This window comes from Pirellulales bacterium (genome assembly GCA_035939775.1).
GTDB lineage: Bacteria > Planctomycetota > Planctomycetia > Pirellulales > DATAWG01 > DASZFO01.
In genome coordinates this window covers 1-16,902 of the sequence record DASZFO010000075.1, presented here as the reverse complement: position 1 = coordinate 16,902, position 16,902 = coordinate 1, and the positions used below count along the sequence as shown (strand labels likewise).

At 62.1% G+C, this 16,902-nt stretch carries 11 protein-coding genes; 7 read left to right on the top strand and 4 right to left on the bottom strand.

Features of this window, described 5'->3' with window-relative positions; genetic code table 11:
- Nucleotides 1-405 (bottom strand): histidine kinase dimerization/phospho-acceptor domain-containing protein (locus tag VGY55_04305; protein ID HEV2969189.1); only part of this gene is annotated, 405 nt, incomplete at its 3' end.
- Nucleotides 406-645: 240 nt separating this feature from the next.
- Nucleotides 646-1,785 (bottom strand): DUF1570 domain-containing protein, encoded by a 1,140-nt coding sequence (locus VGY55_04300; protein HEV2969188.1) that lies wholly within the window; start codon nt 1,783-1,785, stop codon nt 646-648.
- 105 nt (nt 1,786-1,890) lie between these two features.
- Between VGY55_04300 and VGY55_04295 the strand changes: the two genes are divergently transcribed.
- Nucleotides 1,891-3,297: a hypothetical protein gene (locus VGY55_04295; protein ID HEV2969187.1), complete on the top strand. Its 1,407-nt coding sequence runs from the start codon at nt 1,891-1,893 to the stop codon at nt 3,295-3,297.
- Nucleotides 3,294-4,346, top strand: coding sequence for a peptidylprolyl isomerase (locus VGY55_04290; GenBank protein HEV2969186.1), 1,053 nt, complete (start codon nt 3,294-3,296; stop codon nt 4,344-4,346). Before VGY55_04295 ends, VGY55_04290 begins: the two co-directional genes overlap by 4 nt.
- A gap of 212 nt (nt 4,347-4,558) precedes the next feature.
- Here the strand turns inward: VGY55_04290 and VGY55_04285 are convergent, their stop codons facing one another.
- On the bottom strand, nt 4,559-4,933 hold the full coding sequence (locus tag VGY55_04285; GenBank protein HEV2969185.1) for a hypothetical protein: 375 nt from the start codon (nt 4,931-4,933) through the stop codon (nt 4,559-4,561).
- A gap of 276 nt (nt 4,934-5,209) precedes the next feature.
- On the opposite strand from VGY55_04285, the gene mutY reads away from it, so the two are divergent.
- From mutY to VGY55_04270, 3 genes are all read left to right on the top strand, one after another.
- Nucleotides 5,210-6,373, top strand: a complete 1,164-nt coding sequence (gene mutY / locus VGY55_04280; protein HEV2969184.1) for an A/G-specific adenine glycosylase — start codon at nt 5,210-5,212, stop codon at nt 6,371-6,373.
- A gap of 15 nt (nt 6,374-6,388) precedes the next feature.
- Nucleotides 6,389-7,378: an aldo/keto reductase gene (locus VGY55_04275; protein ID HEV2969183.1), complete on the top strand. Its 990-nt coding sequence runs from the start codon at nt 6,389-6,391 to the stop codon at nt 7,376-7,378.
- 446 nt (nt 7,379-7,824) lie between these two features.
- Nucleotides 7,825-8,874, top strand: a complete 1,050-nt coding sequence (locus VGY55_04270) for a serine/threonine-protein kinase (GenBank protein ID HEV2969182.1) — start codon at nt 7,825-7,827, stop codon at nt 8,872-8,874.
- A 6-nt stretch (nt 8,875-8,880) separates the two neighbouring features.
- Here VGY55_04270 and VGY55_04265 read toward each other — a convergent pair whose 3' ends face one another.
- Nucleotides 8,881-9,483, bottom strand: coding sequence for a PTS sugar transporter subunit IIA (locus tag VGY55_04265; protein HEV2969181.1), 603 nt, complete (start codon nt 9,481-9,483; stop codon nt 8,881-8,883).
- Between the two features lie 441 nt (nt 9,484-9,924).
- Between VGY55_04265 and VGY55_04260 the strand changes: the two genes are divergently transcribed.
- Both VGY55_04260 and VGY55_04255 read left to right on the top strand, forming a co-directional pair.
- Entirely contained in the window at nt 9,925-15,264 is a 5,340-nt protein-coding gene (locus VGY55_04260; GenBank protein HEV2969180.1) for an autotransporter-associated beta strand repeat-containing protein, read from the top strand.
- A 187-nt stretch (nt 15,265-15,451) separates the two neighbouring features.
- Entirely contained in the window at nt 15,452-16,666 is a 1,215-nt protein-coding gene (locus tag VGY55_04255; GenBank protein HEV2969179.1) for a Gfo/Idh/MocA family oxidoreductase, read from the top strand.
- Nucleotides 16,667-16,902 lie beyond the last annotated feature (236 nt).

Here is a 16,902-nt window from a genome sequence, read left to right as displayed (position 1 = left end):
ATGGTTGATCAAGCTGTCGAGGCGCTGCAGGTCTTCGAGCATGTAGCGATGGAAGTCGCTCTCCTGCTCGGCCGGCAGATGATGCCGGCTGAGCGTTTGCAGGCAGAGCTTGAGCGAGGCGATCGGGCTTTTCAGCTCGTGCGTCACGCTGTCGATGAAATTCGATTGGCGTTGATTCAAGTGGTACGACTTGATCGACAAGGTCAGATAAAGAACTACGCCGACCAACACGAGTACGAGGAACGTCGCGCCGATGGCCAGCACGGCCCAATATGCCGCCGGATGGCTAGACTCCAGCGCCGCCGAGACCGAAACGATCACCCAGCCCACCGTCAGCGCGACCAGCAGCACGATCATCACCACGCCAAGCGTGATCGGCCAACCTAATGAGCGGCGAATCGACATCTCACTCAAGTGCGAAGGACAAAGTGCGAAGTATGAAAACGCGCGAGCCGGCGGGGGTCTAGTGGAGCTTCAATGCTGCTTTGATATGTTGGGCATGAGTCGCATCGACGCATGGCCACCCAGGGCAGTGGCCATGGCACCCGTCAATTCAGATCTGAAGCTCCACCAGCAAAGTGCGCGGGTCCGAACGCACCGCCATCAAGCAAGAATAACGCGGCGGGGCGGCCACGGCAAAGCGCCTTACCGCAGTTCTTCGACGAACCGCGAGCGCCGCGCATCGAGCATTTGCCAATCGTTGCCGAAGACCGAGATGAAGTCGGCCAGGCGCTGGGCAGAGGCGTAGGTGGCAAACGCCGGCCGGTCGGCAACTTTTGACAAGTATTCTGCATAAGCCCGCGATTGCGTCTCGGCCAGATAGAACGTCAGTGCCCACGACTCGGCGTAGGCCGCGGCAGAGTCTTGCTCGAATGGCCGGTCCGAGGCGATCAGCTCCTGGATCGTCCCCGGTTTGTGACGCGCGGCCGCATATTGCTTGAACTGCGCGAGCCGGCTGCGATTGACGCGATCGGCCAGTTTCGGATAGTCCTGCGGGTCCCAAACGCCGCGGGTCTCGAACATCGTCCCCAGGCCCTCGGCCAGCCAACGCGGTGTCGGGGCGAAGCGATTGTGCACGCCCGCGTTGAAGGCCACCTGATGGGACGCTTCATGGATCACCGTTGCCGCGTTCTGCCGCCAGTCGGCTGCCGTCGCCTTGCCGGCCCCGATGTCGAATAGCGCGACGCGATTGGTCTTTGGCGAATAGTAACCGAGCACGTCGGCCGAGAGCCGAACGCCGTCGCGAACCGCGTATTGCAGCAGATCTTCCTGCCGCGTGAACACGATCGCCACCAGCGGCAACTCGGGCTGCTTCGTCGAAATCCCGCGGACGCCGAAATCGTGGACGAATTCGCGAAACATCTGCTCGAACCGTTTGGCCCAGACTTCGGCCTGCCCGGCCGGATGGACCACGACATAATGCCCGGTTACGGTCACTTCCATTCGCCGGCCGAACTCGGCCTCGAGCCGGTCTTGCATTTCGCGGGCCGAATAGGGGCTGAAGTACGACGCCGTCTTTCGGTAGTTCGCGGCATCGTCGGGAGAGAATTCCCAGAATTGCCCGTCGCGGGCCAAGAAACAAACCTTTTGGTCCGACCACACCAGCGGCGCCCCTTCGACATACGTGCCGCGAACCATCGCCTCGATCATGAACCGCGGCGGCTCCGCGGCGACGGCTCTATCGGCGCTATGCAAGACGAAAATCGCCAACAAACCGCGCCCCAGTAGGCCCCGCGCGGCGAACGAGATTGATTGCGCGGGAGTAATCATCGTATCGTGGATCATGAGCGTTCCATTGGAAGTTTAGCCCACAAATTTCCAACTGGCACGGCCGCAGGGCAACGCCTAGAATTGGCATATTGTCCTTATCTGCACCAGCGGAACTTAATCATGTGGCGATTTCTAAGGAGCAATTTCAAAACCGCTGGGAGAAGGGGACAGTCCCCATTTTTCTCCGCGGCTATCGAGGCGATGGCGCCCGGCGAAAAATGGGGACAGTCCCCGGCGGTTTTGAAACTGCTTCTAATCGCGATCGTGCTCGTGGCGGCCGCGGCCGGCGGGGTGAACGGCGAGGAATTGCAGTCGCAGGTCGATCGGCTGGTCAAGCAATTGACATCGCCGGAATTGAGCAAGCGGAACGACGCCGAGGAACAATTGATCTCGCTCGGGCCGATAATCCTCGAAATGCTCCCGACGTTCAAAGACGGGGCGGCGGCCGCAAATGCCCAGAAGCGCGACAGTGTCGCCCGCATCCGCCAGACGCTCGAAAAGCAAATGGCCGAGCATTCGACGCAATCGACCACGATCACGCTTCATGCCGCGAACAAACCGCTTTCCGAGGTGCTCGCCGAATTCACGAGGCAGGCGGGCAACAAATTCAAGGATGTCCGCCGACAAATGGGGCAGGACGCCGCCGATCCGAAAGTGAGCGTCGATTTCGAGAAAACGCCCTTCTGGGAGGCCCTCGACCAGACGCTCGACCAAGCCAATCTGACGCTCTACCATTTCGCGGAAAACGACGCGCTCGGCATCATCGCACGCGGGGAGAGTCAGCTTCCCCGCTTCGGCCGGGCCGCCTACGCCGGCGCGCTGCGGCTCGACGCCACGCGACTCACCACCGAGCGGGACCTGCACGCCGCCGGAACCAATAGCTCACTCAAGGTGACGCTCGAAATTGCCTGGGAACCCCGGATGAGACCGATCATCCTGCAGCAAGCCCTTACGGACCTCCATGCCGTGGACGACCTCGGAAACGCGATTCAGATCGATGGCCGCGAAGGACAGTTGGAGCGACCGGTCGATGCGACTGGCACAGCCACGGAGTTCCTGGTTCCGCTGGTGAACCCATCGCGCAGCGCACGGAAGATCGCTTCGCTCAAAGGGAAGCTGCGAGCGCTTTTGCCGGCCAAGACGGAGTCGTTCGAGTTCACCGATCTCAAGAACGCCAAGCAGGTCGAGCAACACAAGGCCGATGTGACGGTCACGATCGACGAGGTGCGCCAGAACGACGCCGGCTGGGAGGTCCGCGTGCGGGTTCGCTTCGACAAGACGGCCGGCGCGCTCGAGTCGTTCCGCGGCTGGGTTTTCAACAACGAGGCCTATCTCGTCGGCGCCGACGGCAAGCAGATTTCGCATTCCGGCTTCCAAACGACGAAGCAAACGGAGGACGAGGTCGGGGTGGCGTATCTGTTCGATCTGCCGAATGGTCCCGAGGGGCTGACCTTCGTCTACAAGACGCCCGCCATGCTCAACAACCTACCGCTCGACTACGAGCTGAAGGACCTCCCGTTGCCATGAGAAGCGCAAACACTTGGCGGCTGGTGGCGCTGGCCGCGTTCGCCGGTTCTGCGATCGTGATTTCGCGGCCGACTTCCGGGGCGGACCCCGCCTTGGGGAAGGCGGCGGCGAAATCGCGCAATTCGGCGGATTCAGCGAAAGAGCCGCTGAAGGTCGCCATTCTTGCCACGGTCGATGACAAGCCAATCTTCAGCCTGGAAGTGGATCGTGCGCTGGCGGCGCTCACGGCTTCGGCCCCCGCGGCCGAAAAGGGCTCCGCGGCGGTTCGAGCGGCCGTGCTAAACCAGCTCATCGATCGCCGGCTCGTGCAAGCGGCTGTGGAACAGGCCCGTCTCGCCGCCACGCCGGACGAAGTCGATCTGGAAATCACGCGGCTCAAGAGTGAACTCGCCCGCTCCATGCAAACGCTCGACCAATTCCTCCTCAAGACCGGCCAGACCGAATCGATGCTGAGGGCCGAACTGGCCTGGCAACTAACCTGGCAGCGGTATCTGCAAAAGCACGCGACCGACGAAGCGCTCGAGTCCTTCTTCAAAACCCATCACCGCGAGTTCGACGGAACCGAATTGCGGGTAAGCCACGTCCTGTTTCGCCCGATGATCGCGGGAAACGAAGCCGCCGTTGCCGCGCTCATCAAGCAGGCCGAAGAAGTCCGCAGACAGATTCTCGCTGGAGAGATCAAGTTTGCCGATGCAGCCGAAAAATACTCGGCCGGGCCAAGCCGGCATCAGGGAGGCGATCTGGGATTCGTGGCGCGGCATGGCGTGATGGTCGAGCCGTTCAATCGCGCCGCGTTCGCGCTCGAGAAGGGAGAGATCAGCCCACCGGTCGCCACGGTGTTCGGGATCCATTTGATCACCGTGACTGACGAAAAGCCGGGCGACAAGAAGCTGGCCGACGTGCGCGACATCGTTCGCTCCGCTCTGACCGAGCAGCTTTTCGAGCAACTCGCCGCCCGCCAGCGTCCCAAGGCCAAGATCGAAATGACTGGCAGCGGCCCTTACTTCAAGCCGGGAACAACGGAATTGGTTGTGCCCGGCAAGAAGTGACCAGTGGCAAGTGGTGGCCGACGCTGGCAGCGTCGGAATGCGATAAGCAAGGCACGAGACGAGTCACGGTGCGGCGAGTGCCAAGCCGCGATTCAATATCCGCTCCCAGTGGAGATTCGGGCGCTGATCGCAGCTTCCCCTCACCCCGGCCCTCTCCCAGAGGGAGAGGGAGCGTGCTCCGACGCTGGCAGCGTCGGCCACCATCGGCGTCGTCAGGGTTTCGTCGCCAGCAAGGGTCGGACCCCGAGTGGATCGCTTGGATCGTACGACAGAAGTTGCTCGACCACGCCCGTGGCCAGTTCACGTTTGTCCAACTCGATTAGGCACAGGACGAGCGCCTTGCCGGCCTCGTGAAACGGTTGATTCGCCGGCAGCCGATAAGGTACCGGCCGCGGATTGCCGGCTCGAGCAATTGCCTGCTGGCCAATCCGAACGGCATAGCCAAAATGGCCGCGGGCCAGCGGCACGTCGCGGTCGGCAGAGGCAATTTCGCCGAGCAACTTGTGGGCCTCGAGGAAATCGTGGCAGCCCTCCAGCAGCCAGCGGACTTCGTCGCGGGCGATCTCGATTTCTCCAGCGGCGAGCATCGCTTGCACTTCCTCGAGGTCCTCGGCGCGGTCGCGGGCGCAGCGCGGGTGGACAAATTCCCAACCTTGATCGCCAACCTTGCGCAGCCGAACTTCCTGTGCAGACCGGCCGACCGTCCGATGCGGCTGGCGCGGCGCGGATCTTGAAGGCCCCTTGCGGCGTGGCTTGCGCTCGGCCAAGATTGCTTCTCGCGATACGTTAGATGGTCGGGAGGATTTCACGAATCCCTGGTGCTCCGCTCAATCGTCAGGCGACAGCCTAAACGAGTTAGTTCAATGCGTCTACCTTCTGCAACGAACCGCGCCGTACAGGTCACGGAGCAACATCCCTGGCCGGGCGGCGACTGGCGGTCGCGTTTTCGCCGCAAGCTGCTGGTTTGGTATCGCCGGCACGCGCGCGAGCTTGCTTGGCGGCGTGATCGCGATCCGTATCGCGTTTGGGTCAGTGAGATCATGCTCCAGCAAACGCAGGTGGTCACGGTCGAGCCATACTTCGAACGGTTTATCGACGCATTTCCGACGATCCGAGCGCTCGCCACGGCCAAGGAAGACTCCGTGCTCCGGCTCTGGGAAGGCTTGGGGTATTATCGCCGAGCGCGACAGCTTCATCGCGCGGCCAAGATCATTGCCGCCGAGCATGGAGGGCAATTTCCCGACGACCCCGACGCGGTGCGCCGCCTCCCCGGAGTCGGCCGTTACACGGCCGGCGCGATCTTGTCGATCGCCTTCGATCGGCCGGAACCGATCCTCGAGGCGAACACGGTCCGCTTGTTCAGCCGCCTCTTGGCCTGCCGCGGCGACACGCGCCGCGCCGCGGCGCAGCGGCTCCTCTGGCACGCGGCCGAGACCGTGCTCCCCGCCCGCGGCGTCGGGCGATTCAATCAAGCGCTCATGGAGTTGGGCAGCCAGGTCTGCCGCCCGCGCGAGCCGGATTGCCCAAAATGCCCGGTGATGGAACTTTGCCCAACGCATCGCGACGGATTGCAAGCTAGCGTCCCCGCTGTTCGCAGTAACCCGCCGACGGAACAAGTTCGCGAAGCGGCGGTCGTCATCACGCGGCGCGGAAGGGTGCTGCTCGTGCGCCGCGGCGATCATGAGCGCTGGGCCGGCTTGTGGGAATTCCCGCGAGTCCCCTGCGACCGCGCCGAAGACCCGATCACTGCCGCGGAACTGATCGCCAAAATTCATCAGCGCACCGGCGTTGTCATCCAGCGCCCACGATCCCTCACGACATTCCGCCACGGCGTGACCCGCTTCCGCATCACCCTCGAATGTTTCGCAGCCACCGCCGCCAAAGCGCCGCGCCAGCGTCGCGCGGCCGCCGAGCAAAAATGGGTCCGCGCGGTCGAACTGGCCGACTACCCGCTCAGCTCTACGGGCCGCAAGCTCTCGCGACTCGTGGAACAGATGTCCCGCTCAATCCTGAACGGATCGGAATGAAAGGATGGGATGAATATGCAATTCGTGAATCTCGGCTCGACCGGATTGAAGGTTTCTCGCCTCTGCCTGGGGTCCATGACCTACGGGTCCAAGAAATGGCGCACGTGGGTGCTTGAAGATGAGGAAAGCCGGCCGTTTTTTCGGCGAGCGCTCGAGCTGGGAATCAACTTCTTCGACACGGCCGATATGTATTCCGACGGCGCAAGCGAGACGGTTTTGGGGCGGGCACTCAAAGATCTAGGCGCCGCACGCGACACGGTCGTCATCGCCACCAAGGTCTTCAATCCGATGGGAGACGACGTCAACCAACGCGGCCTCGCACGCAAACACATCCGCCACTCGATCGACGACAGCCTGCGGCGGCTGGGAACGGACTACGTCGATCTATACCAAATCCACCGCTTCGACCCGACGACGCCGATCGACGAGACCCTGGAAGCACTCGATGACGTGGTGAAAGCTGGCAAAGCGCTCTATATCGGCGCTTCGTCGATGTTCGCCTGGCAGTTCTCGGCGATGCTGCACGCTTCGGATCGCTTGCGGCTCAGCCGGTTCGTCACGATGCAGAACCATTACAATCTGGTCTACCGTGAAGAAGAGCGGGAAATGATCCCGCTCTGCCGGACGGAAGGGGTCGGGATCATCCCGTGGAGCCCGCTCGCGCGTGGCTTCCTCGCCGGCAACCGCCGCGCGGCGAGCGAAGGATTCGGCGAGACAGCGCGGGCAAAAACGGACACATTCGGCCACAAGCTCTATTTCCAAGAATCCGATTTCGCTGTCGTCGAGCGCGTAACGGAAGTGGCCAAGCGGCGTGGCGCGTCCAATGCGCAAGTGGCGCTCGCTTGGTTGTTGCAGCAGCCGGGAGTCACCGCGCCGATCATTGGTGCAAGCAAGATCCACCACTTGGACGACGCGGTTCAAGCGCTGGACCTGAAACTCAGTGACGACGAGTTGAAATCGCTCGCTGAGCCGTACCGCCCGCATCCGGTGCTCGGCCATGTTTGAAGCTGGCGAACTGCGCAGCGAATGAGCATTCTGGTCGGTCCGCCATCAGGTGCGACTAGCGCGGGCCCAGTCGGTTTGCCGTGGTTGACGATTCAGATGGTTTCGGCATCGAAAATGCTGCTGAGAATCGTCCGCCATTTGCTTTAAAAAGGAGTTGGCCCATGAAAGCCCATCTTGCCATCGACGGAAGTTGCTCGAGTCACCGCGGCGGCATCGAAGGCCGCCGTCGTCAAATCAGCTCTCAGTGGAGCCCTGTGGTGCGTGGTCGGCGAAGTCGACAGGCGGCCGTCAGGCAGGCGGCGCTTTGGGAGCGCCTCGGGTTATGCTCGCTGACCGAGCCGCGTCCTGGCTAAGCGGCCAATCGAGCACCCGCAGAGTTCACTTCGCCTTGGTATCTCGACCGTCGCGCCGCGCTGCGGTAGAACATAGGTGGAAGGGAATAAGCGATGCAGGCAGGCCAGGTTTTTCAGCAGCGATACCGCATTCAACGCGAGGTCGGGCGAGGATCGTTCGGGATTGTCTACGCCGCCGACGATTTGCAGGCTGGCCGGAAAGTGGCCATCAAGGTTCTCTTGCCCTGGGTCCGGGGCGATGAGGCCCTCAGGCATCGGCTTCGCCGCGAGGCCAAGCTGACGCGGATGCTCACCAGCGCGCACGCGGTGCGAATTTTCAATCTCGATGAAACGCCCGACGGCGATTTCTACATCGTCATGGAGTTTCTCGACGGCGAGGAGTTGACGACGCTGCTGCTGCGCGAGGGCCGGCTCAAGCCCGAGCGGGCCGCCGAGATTGCCCGGCAGACGCTCGAGGCGCTTGCCGAGGCCCATCAACTGGGCGTGATCCATCGCGACGTGAAGCCGAACAACATCTTCGTCTGCGGCCGCGGTTCGGGGCGTGATTTCGTCAAAGTGCTGGATTTCGGCATCGCCAAAGTGGCCGGCACCGAGGACGGCCACGGCTTGATGGAAACGACCCGCCTCACGGCACCGGGCAACATCCTGGGCACGCCCGCCTATATGAGCCCAGAGCAATGTCGCGGCGAAGCGCTGACGGCGGCCAGCGATGTCTATTCATTGGGGGTGGTCCTGTATGAAATGGTGACGGGCCACGTGCCCTTTCACGACAAGAACCCAGTGCAAGTGCTCGTGCTGCACAACAGCCAGCCGGTCCCGCCGCTCTCGGCCGGCGTCGCCGATTTGCCGCTGGGAAGGGCCGTCATGCGGGCATTGGAAAAAGATCCGCAAACGCGCTTTGCCACGGCGGACGCTTTTGCCACGGCACTGGATGGGCTCGATTCCGGCCCGGTGGTGGCCCGTTCCCCGACGGGGACGGTGGTCATGGGCAGCGTGCAACTGCCGGCCGGCGCAGGCGATGGCGCCGAGAATCGCGAGCGACCGCATGACGGCGGCGGTGTGGCAGAACTCATGCGGCGATACTGGATCGTGCTCCTCATCGCCGCACTCTTGGCCGTGCTCGCCGCGACGCAGATATTCTAGCGCGGTTTAAGCCTTCTCTGTCGGCTCGATCAGCGGCCGAGGAATGTGACGTAGCTCGAGGGAGATGTACTCGAGCGCCTTCAGATATGCCCCGCCGTGTTCGGGAGGAAAGATAACGAGAATCACAAGGCGGACCGGCTGTTTGTCGATGGAGTCCCAATCGATTCCCTGGCTCGACCAGCCGACGCTTCCTATCACGCGATCGACTCCCTCGTACTTGGCGTGTGGCACAGCGATGGCATTCCCCACGCCCGTCGAGCCCAACTCCTCGCGCTTGACGAGCGCCGCGGCGATGGCCTCTTGAGCTTCGGCGTGGATCGCGCCGGCCTTGACGAGCGCGGCGACCATTTCCGCAATCGCCGCCTGCTTTCCTGTCGACTGAAGATCGGCAACGGTCGCCTCGCGGACGACGAAGTCGAACTTCTCCGCGAACCGCGCGAGATCGAAGGTAAGCTTGCCCGCCGACGAAACGAGACCCGTCCAAAGCAGGTTGCCGCAATTGGGGCAAGGTTCGTCCCCCGTCGGCGTCGAGGGATCGACGCGAATGTCCTTGCCGCAAACCGGGCAGCGGACGGGAACTCCTTCAGGGTTCTGAGCGCTTGATGGCATGGATTGACTGTTCTTTACTGAAGCGTCATTCGCCAGGCTTCCGATGGGCAAAATGATCGTGCCGGGCAATTCCAGTTCGCCGTTGAAGCCCGCGTCAATGATCGCCTTCCAGCGTTCATCCTAAAATGCCCGCCGTCATGAGAAAAGGCCAGAACTGGCTGCGCAAGCTTTTGAACCTTCTGAAAACCTTGACGCACCGGCGCCGTGCGGACCAGAATTCAGAGACTGATATTTTGGGACTTCCCCGCGATACTCGCTCTTGCACCGGTTCCTGGGGCTCATGCTTTGCGCCGCGGATGCATCCTATTCCTTTTTGAGAAACCAATGTTTGCCAACACTCTTCGCGAATGGCGCCGGAAACTCAAGTTTGCTCGTCCGGCACGCGCCCCGCAACGTCGTCGAACAATTCGTCTGAGCATCGAGCCTTTGGAAGATTTGGTAATGCTAACCGTGTTCCCGGTCATGACCACCGCGGACAGCGGTGCAGGCAGTCTGCGTCAAGCCATTCTCGACGCAAACGCCTCTCCCGGCCTGGACACAATCAAGTTCAGCATCGCTGGCTCGGGGACCCACACCATTCAGCCTCTTTCCGCGCTCCCATCCATCACCGACGCCGTAATCATCGACGCTACCACCCAGACCGGCTATGCAGGCAGTCCTCTGATTCAACTCGACGGCTCTATGGCCGGGACAAACGTTACCGGCCTTTACATCACCGCGGGCGGCTCGACGGTCAAGGGCTTGGATATCAGCCACTTCGCCGGCACGGCGATCATCCTTCAGACGGGCGGCTCGAATACGATTGCCAACAACTTCCTCGGCACCGACGCGACCGGCACGGTTGCGGAAGGCAACCGCGATGACGGGCTGTCCATTTACGGCGGCTCGGCGAACAACCAGATCACACAAAACGTCATCTCGGCAAACGGCGTCGGCAATGGTTTTGCGGGCGTATACGTCGCTGATCCAGGAACCAATGGAAATGTTTTCACCGGCAATTTCATCGGCACCGACAAGACCGGCACGGCCGCTCTGGGAAACGGCGGCGTCGGGCTGTACGTGGCCAATGGCGCGCAGAACACGCGGATTGGAACCAACGGAGACGGAGTCAACGACATTGCGGAGCGGAACATCATCTCTGGTAACGCCTATCAGGGCATTGCGATCCAGGGAACGTCATCCGGCGCCAACACCACCGGCACCGCCGTGGCGGGGAATTACATCGGCACAAACGCCACAGGGACCACTGCCCTGCCCAACGGCAACAACGGTGTCTTCGTCTACGGCGGCGCCCAGAACACTCGCATTGGCGTCAGCGGCTCCGACGCCGATGCGGCGGCGGAAATGAACTTGATCTCCGGAAACAAATTTCAGGGCGTTTCGCTGTCCGATTCCGGGACCAATTCCAACATCGTGGCTGGCAACCTGATCGGCACGGACGTCACGGGGACCAAGGCCTTGCCGAATTCCGACGGGGGAATTGACATCATCAATGGGACCTCCTCCAACCGGATCGGGTTCGACGGGTCCAGTTCAACCGCAGTCGCTACCCTGGAGCGGAACATCATCTCCGGCAACGGTTCAAACCCCGGATATGCCGGCATTTACGTTGCAGACCCGGGGACGACCTCGAACGTCATGGCCGGGAACTACATCGGCGTCGACTCCAGCGGCGCCAAGGCGCTGGGGAATTCGGGGGTCGGCGTCTATCTGGCCAACGCTGCCCAGAACAACCGGATCGGGACCGATGGAAACGGCGTGGCGGACGCCTCCGAGGCGAACGTGATCTCGGCCAATGCTTACGAAGGCGTAACGATCCAAGGCACGTCCTCGGGCGCCAACACGACCGGCAACATGGTCGCCGGCAACTTCATCGGCACAAACGCCGCAGGGACGGCCGTCCTGGGCAACGGGACTTACGGCATCTGGATCAACGCCGGAGCGCAGTCCAACCGGATCGGAACGAATGGCACGGACGTGGATGCAGCAGGCGAGGGAAACGTTGTCGCCGGCAATACCCGCAGCGGAGTTGCAATCAGCGACTCCGGCACCAGCGCAAATACTGTCGCCGGCAATTGGATCGGAACGAACAAAGGCGGAACCGCATCTCTACCCAATAACGTGAACGGCGTCGACATCTTCAACGGGGCGCAGAACAACCAGGTCGGCGGAAGTGCGGCGCTGGGCAACGTGATCGCCTTTAACAGCCAGGCCGGAGTCGCCGTCACCGACCCATCGACGACGGGCAACAGCATTCGCGCGAACAGAATCTACAGCAACGGCGGCCTGGGCATCGATCTGGGCAACAGCGGCGTTCAAGTGAACCACGCCGGAGCAACCAGCGGCCCCAACAACCTCCAGAATTATCCGCTGATTACAGCAGGGACTCCGGGTTCCGCTACGGTCGTCAACGGCGTGCTCAACAGCTTGCCATCCACGACCTACACCCTTGACTTCTACGCCACTTCGACGCCGGACATCACGTTCTACGGACCGGGGCAGCGCTACCTGGGCGCGATCTCCGTCACCACGGACTCGACGGGAACGGCCACCTTCTCCGCCAGCCTGACAGCAGCGACTTCAACCGGCGACTGGGTGACGGCGACCGCGACCGATCCAGCCGGGAATACGTCCGAGTTCTCGGGAGACCGGCAATTGCCGTTGTCCGCCCCCGTACTCAGCCGGTCGACCTGGACAGCGCTTGGTCCAGCGACGATCGCCCAGTCGCCGGAATTCTCCGGGCCGGTCATGGCCGGGCGCGTCGAGACGGCGGTCCCTGATCCGACGAACCCTAATATCATGTATCTCGCTGCGGATGGTGGCGGAGTCTGGAAGACGACCAATTGGCTTTCGGTTTCTCCCACCTGGACGCCTCTGACCGATGCGCAGCCTAGCACCGTCACGGGGAGCGGAGATCTCGCGTACAAGTCGCTTGTGGTTTTTCCGGGCAATCCCTCGATCATCTACGCTGCGGCCGCTGGCCCGGGAGGCGGCATCCTCAAGTCGACTAACGGCGGGGTGAGTTGGACGCTCCTGGGCAATTCGGTTTTCGACAGCGTCGCCTTCGGCTCGCTCGTTGTCGATCCTCATAATGCAAACAACCTGTTTGTGACCGTCTGGTATGGGCCGAATAGCAACTCGGGAGGCGTTTACAAATCCACCGATGGAGGACTGACCTGGAGCAACACCACGACGGCGCTGCATACCGGGGCGGCCTCGGACATCGTCATGGACCCGACCAACTCCTCGATCCTCTATGCCGGGCTGACGCAAGGCGCCGGCGGCGGCACAACCAACGGACTGTACAAAACCATGGACGGCGGCGCAACGTGGACGCGTTTGGCCGGTGGAATGTTGACGGGGGCGGCAGTGGGAGTCAGCATCCGCGTAACGGTTGCGCCCGCGTCCGCCCAGACCGTTTACGCCACGGTTTTCGACCCAGCGCTGGGCAACGCCCCGGACGGCCTCCCGCACCGCTTCCGTTCCACCGACGGCGGGACCACCTGGACTTCTCTGCCGGCCCTGCCCACGAACGACGAGAGCCGCTACTGGCACACCATGCTCTCCGTGGATCCCGCCGCTCCGCAGACAATCTACGTGAATGGGGACCACACGGTCTACACGAGCACCAACGGCGGCTCGAGCTGGACCCTCGTGAACAATTTCGAGGATCCGGTGGGAGGCTACTTCGATGACAGCGGCAGCCTCATCCTTACCGGAGACCACGGAATCTATCGCGGCACGAACTTCATCAACAAGCAGGGCAACCTTCAAACCAGCGAGTTCTACACGCTGACCCTCGACCCGACCAACGCGAATATCGCCTATGGCCTCGTGCAGGACCAGTTCGCGGCGATCAAGTACACGGGATACCCGGTGTGGAATTCCACCGGCCAAGTGCCAAACGACCAGGACGGCGCCGGCGCGGGCGAGGTCGGAAAAATCCTCGTCGATCCCACGTCTCCCAACAAGCTGTATCGCTACGCACCCACCGATTTTGACACGAACGGTTTCATCCTCCGTTCCACCGACGGCGGGGCCTCATGGACAGAGTCGGGGGCAGGTATCCCAGCGACACTCGCGGGCTATGGCTTGGCCTATGCCTCGCAGAAAGCCTTCGTCATGGACCCAGGAAACTCGCAGCGGATGCTTGTGGGCACCAACGAAGTTTACGAGACGACCAACGGTAGTGGATCGTGGACGGCGATCAGTCCCGTGCTTTCACCCAGTTCCAACGTAAGCGACCAATACATTACTTCCGTCGCGATCGCACCGTCACAGCCCAGCACGATCTACGCGGCCACAGCCGACGGCCGGATGTTCGTTACTCACAACGACGGCGGCGCATGGACCGAGATCGACACGGGCCTGCCCAAGGATTTCTACGATCAGATCGTTTCCATCCAGGTCGATCCCAACAACGCCAACCGGGCGTTCATTGTGCCGGGACGCTTCCCAACCAATGTCTTCGGCAGCACTCATGTCTGGATGACGACCACCGGAGGCGCCGGTGGCTGGACCGACATCACCGGAAATCTGCCGCCGGCCGACTGGACCAACAGCATTGCCGTGGACTGGCGGTCGGCAACACCGGTGCTCTATGTCGCCACCGCGCGAGGCGTATACCAGTCTGCCGACCTGGGAGTGACGTGGTCGCGGTTCGGGACGGCGCTTCCGAATTCGCCCGTGACCGACCTGCAATTGGTTCCGGGCTTGAATATCCTTGCTGCGGCGACCTACGGACGTGGGGCATGGGAGATTCAGTTGGGCTCGCTCGACCGCGTGTGGAATGGCCAGGGGTCCACCTCGAATTGGAGCAATGCGAACAATTGGAGCGGCCACACCGTGCCGCTCGCGGGAGACATCTTGGTATTCGCCGGCACCAGCAGGCTGACCAACTCGAACGACCTTGCTGCAGGCACCCAGTTCCACGGAATCATCTTCGACACAGGCGCCGGCGCCTTCACACTAAACGGAAATGCCGTGGACGTAGATGGCAACATCGCGAACAACAGCACGAACACGCAGACGATCAATCTGCCGTTGGTGCTCACGGGCAACGAAACACTCACCGCGGCGGCGGGCGCCGTGACGATCGGTGGCAATATCAGCGAAACGGGTGGTCACCAGGCTGTCGTCATCGCCGGCCCGGGAACCGTAACGCTTTCCGGAGCGAACAATTACACCGGTAGTACGACGGTCTCCTCGGGTACGCTGATCGCTGCCAGTGGAAACGCCCTGCCGGCTGGCACGAACGTTTCGGTTGGAGCGGGCGCCGCCTTGGTTGCCGATCATCTCGTTCTCGGCGTCTTGGCGACCGGTGGCACAGCCGGCGCCCCCGCGATGGTGACGATCGCGGCCAGCGATGCCAATGGCAACCCGCTGGCTGTCTCCGTCACGGCGCAGCTCGTTTCAGCCAGCCGGTCGTTTGCGATGATCGGCCGGCAGTCTAGCGCGGCGGTTAGCTCCTCGTCGACATTCGGCGGCGCGGGCGTAGCGATTGCGTCGCCCCCCAATCTCCTTTTGCCTGAGAGCGACCAAATGGCGCAGCACGCCCCCGCGCCCTCGACGTTGGACGGCTCTGGAAGCCGGCCAATCTCAATGGGTAAGCTGGCATTGCTGGATGCGGAATTTGCATCGGACTTACGCGCTGGCAGCCTTTATAATCGGTCGGAATGGTTAGGCGCCGACATGCAAACCACGCGCGACGAATCATCAGCCGCCGGCTTGACCGATGATCTTCTCGAATTGCTCGCTCGGAACCTCCGGCGCTCCCATTAAGAGCCTATCCGAGAACCGCCTGCGGAGAGGGGGACAGTCCCCTTTTGTTCCGAAGACTCCACAAAAGGGGACAGTTCCCGGAGGTTCTCGGATAGGCTCTAAGTGGATGCTTGCCAACTGCTGCCGCACCGACAATCATAACGGCAACTAACCCTGTTGACAGAAACATAACGCCGGAGCTTCCGCGATGCCTCGATCCACACGCCGGCGGTTTTTGGAAGATGTTGGCGTCGGTGCGGCGGCGGCCATGACGGTTGCCGCGGCGATGCCCGCCAAAGCAATTTCGCCCAACGATGCCATCGACGTCGGGGCCATCGGCTGCGGAGGGCGGTTTCAGGCTTTGGCGAAAGCGCTGCTCAAGATTCCCGGTGTGAAGCTGGCTGCGGTGTGCGATGTGTGGGACGAGAACCTTGAGAAAGCGGCAAAGGTCGCCGATCCGCCGGCGTTCAAAACGAAGGATTATCGTGCTCTGCTCGACCGCAAGGAGATCGACGCGGTGCTGATCGCCGCCCCGGATCATTGGCATGCCCGGCTGGCGATCGAAGCCTGCAACGCGGGCAAAGATGTCTACGTCGAAAAGCCGCTCACGCATGATGCCGCCGAGGGCCCGGCCATCGTCAAGGCCCAGGACGACAACAAACGAATCCTGCAAGTCGGCATGCAGCAGCGCTCGATGCCGCAGTTACAGCAGGCCTACGAAGTCTTCAAGTCGGGGCAGCTCGGCAAGATTTCCAAGGTGCATCTCTCTTGGAACCGCAACACGCTCCGCGCGCCCGTCACGCCGCAGGTCGATCCGCGCTCGGTCGATTGGAAGATGTTTCTCGGCTCGGCCCGCGCGCAGCCGTTCGATGCCTATCGCTTCCGCAACTGGCGCTGGTTCTGGGATTTCGGCGGCGGGATTCTCACCGATCTGATGGTCCACTTCCTCGACGTGGCCCATTGGTATCTCGATCTGGACCAGCCGACCGCGGCCACCACGGCCGGCCAGTGGTATCAGAACAAGGACCGCTGGGAAACGCCCGACACGATCGAGACGCTGCTCGTCTATGGCGACGACAAGCCGCTTGTGCATTTCGAGGGAACGTTCTCAAACGCCCGCAACGGCGCACGGATCGAATTTCAGGGGACTGAGGCGACGCTCTACGCCGATCGCGGTAGGTACGAAGTGATTCCCGAGCGCGGCAAGAAGATCAAAGCGAGCGAACTGGTGCTCGGCGACGGTCCGCGCGGGGCCGATTTTTATAGCAACCCCGACGGCGAGCTGGTGCACGTCACGAACTGGATCGACTGCGTCCGCAGCCGCAAAACTCCGAACGCCCCGGCCCAAGCGGGCGTATCCGCCGCCGCCGCGGCACACTTTGCGAACCGCGCGTTTCGCGAGGGGCGCATCGTGAAAGGCTGACGAGTGCAGCTTCAAGTCTGATTCGACGGGTGCCAGGGCCACTGCTCTGAGTGGCCATGCGCCAACGGCGTCTCATGCCCACGCAAAGCCGCTTTCCTTTACCCATATTATTCACTGCTGGTTTTTTTGAGTGAATTGTCGTGAAGGAGGCAGGTGTGAATTGGTCGGCGGAGTTATTGAGCAGTGATTTTGGGGATGTAAGGCTTAGTTTTCGTTTGGTGAGGCTGATGGAACAA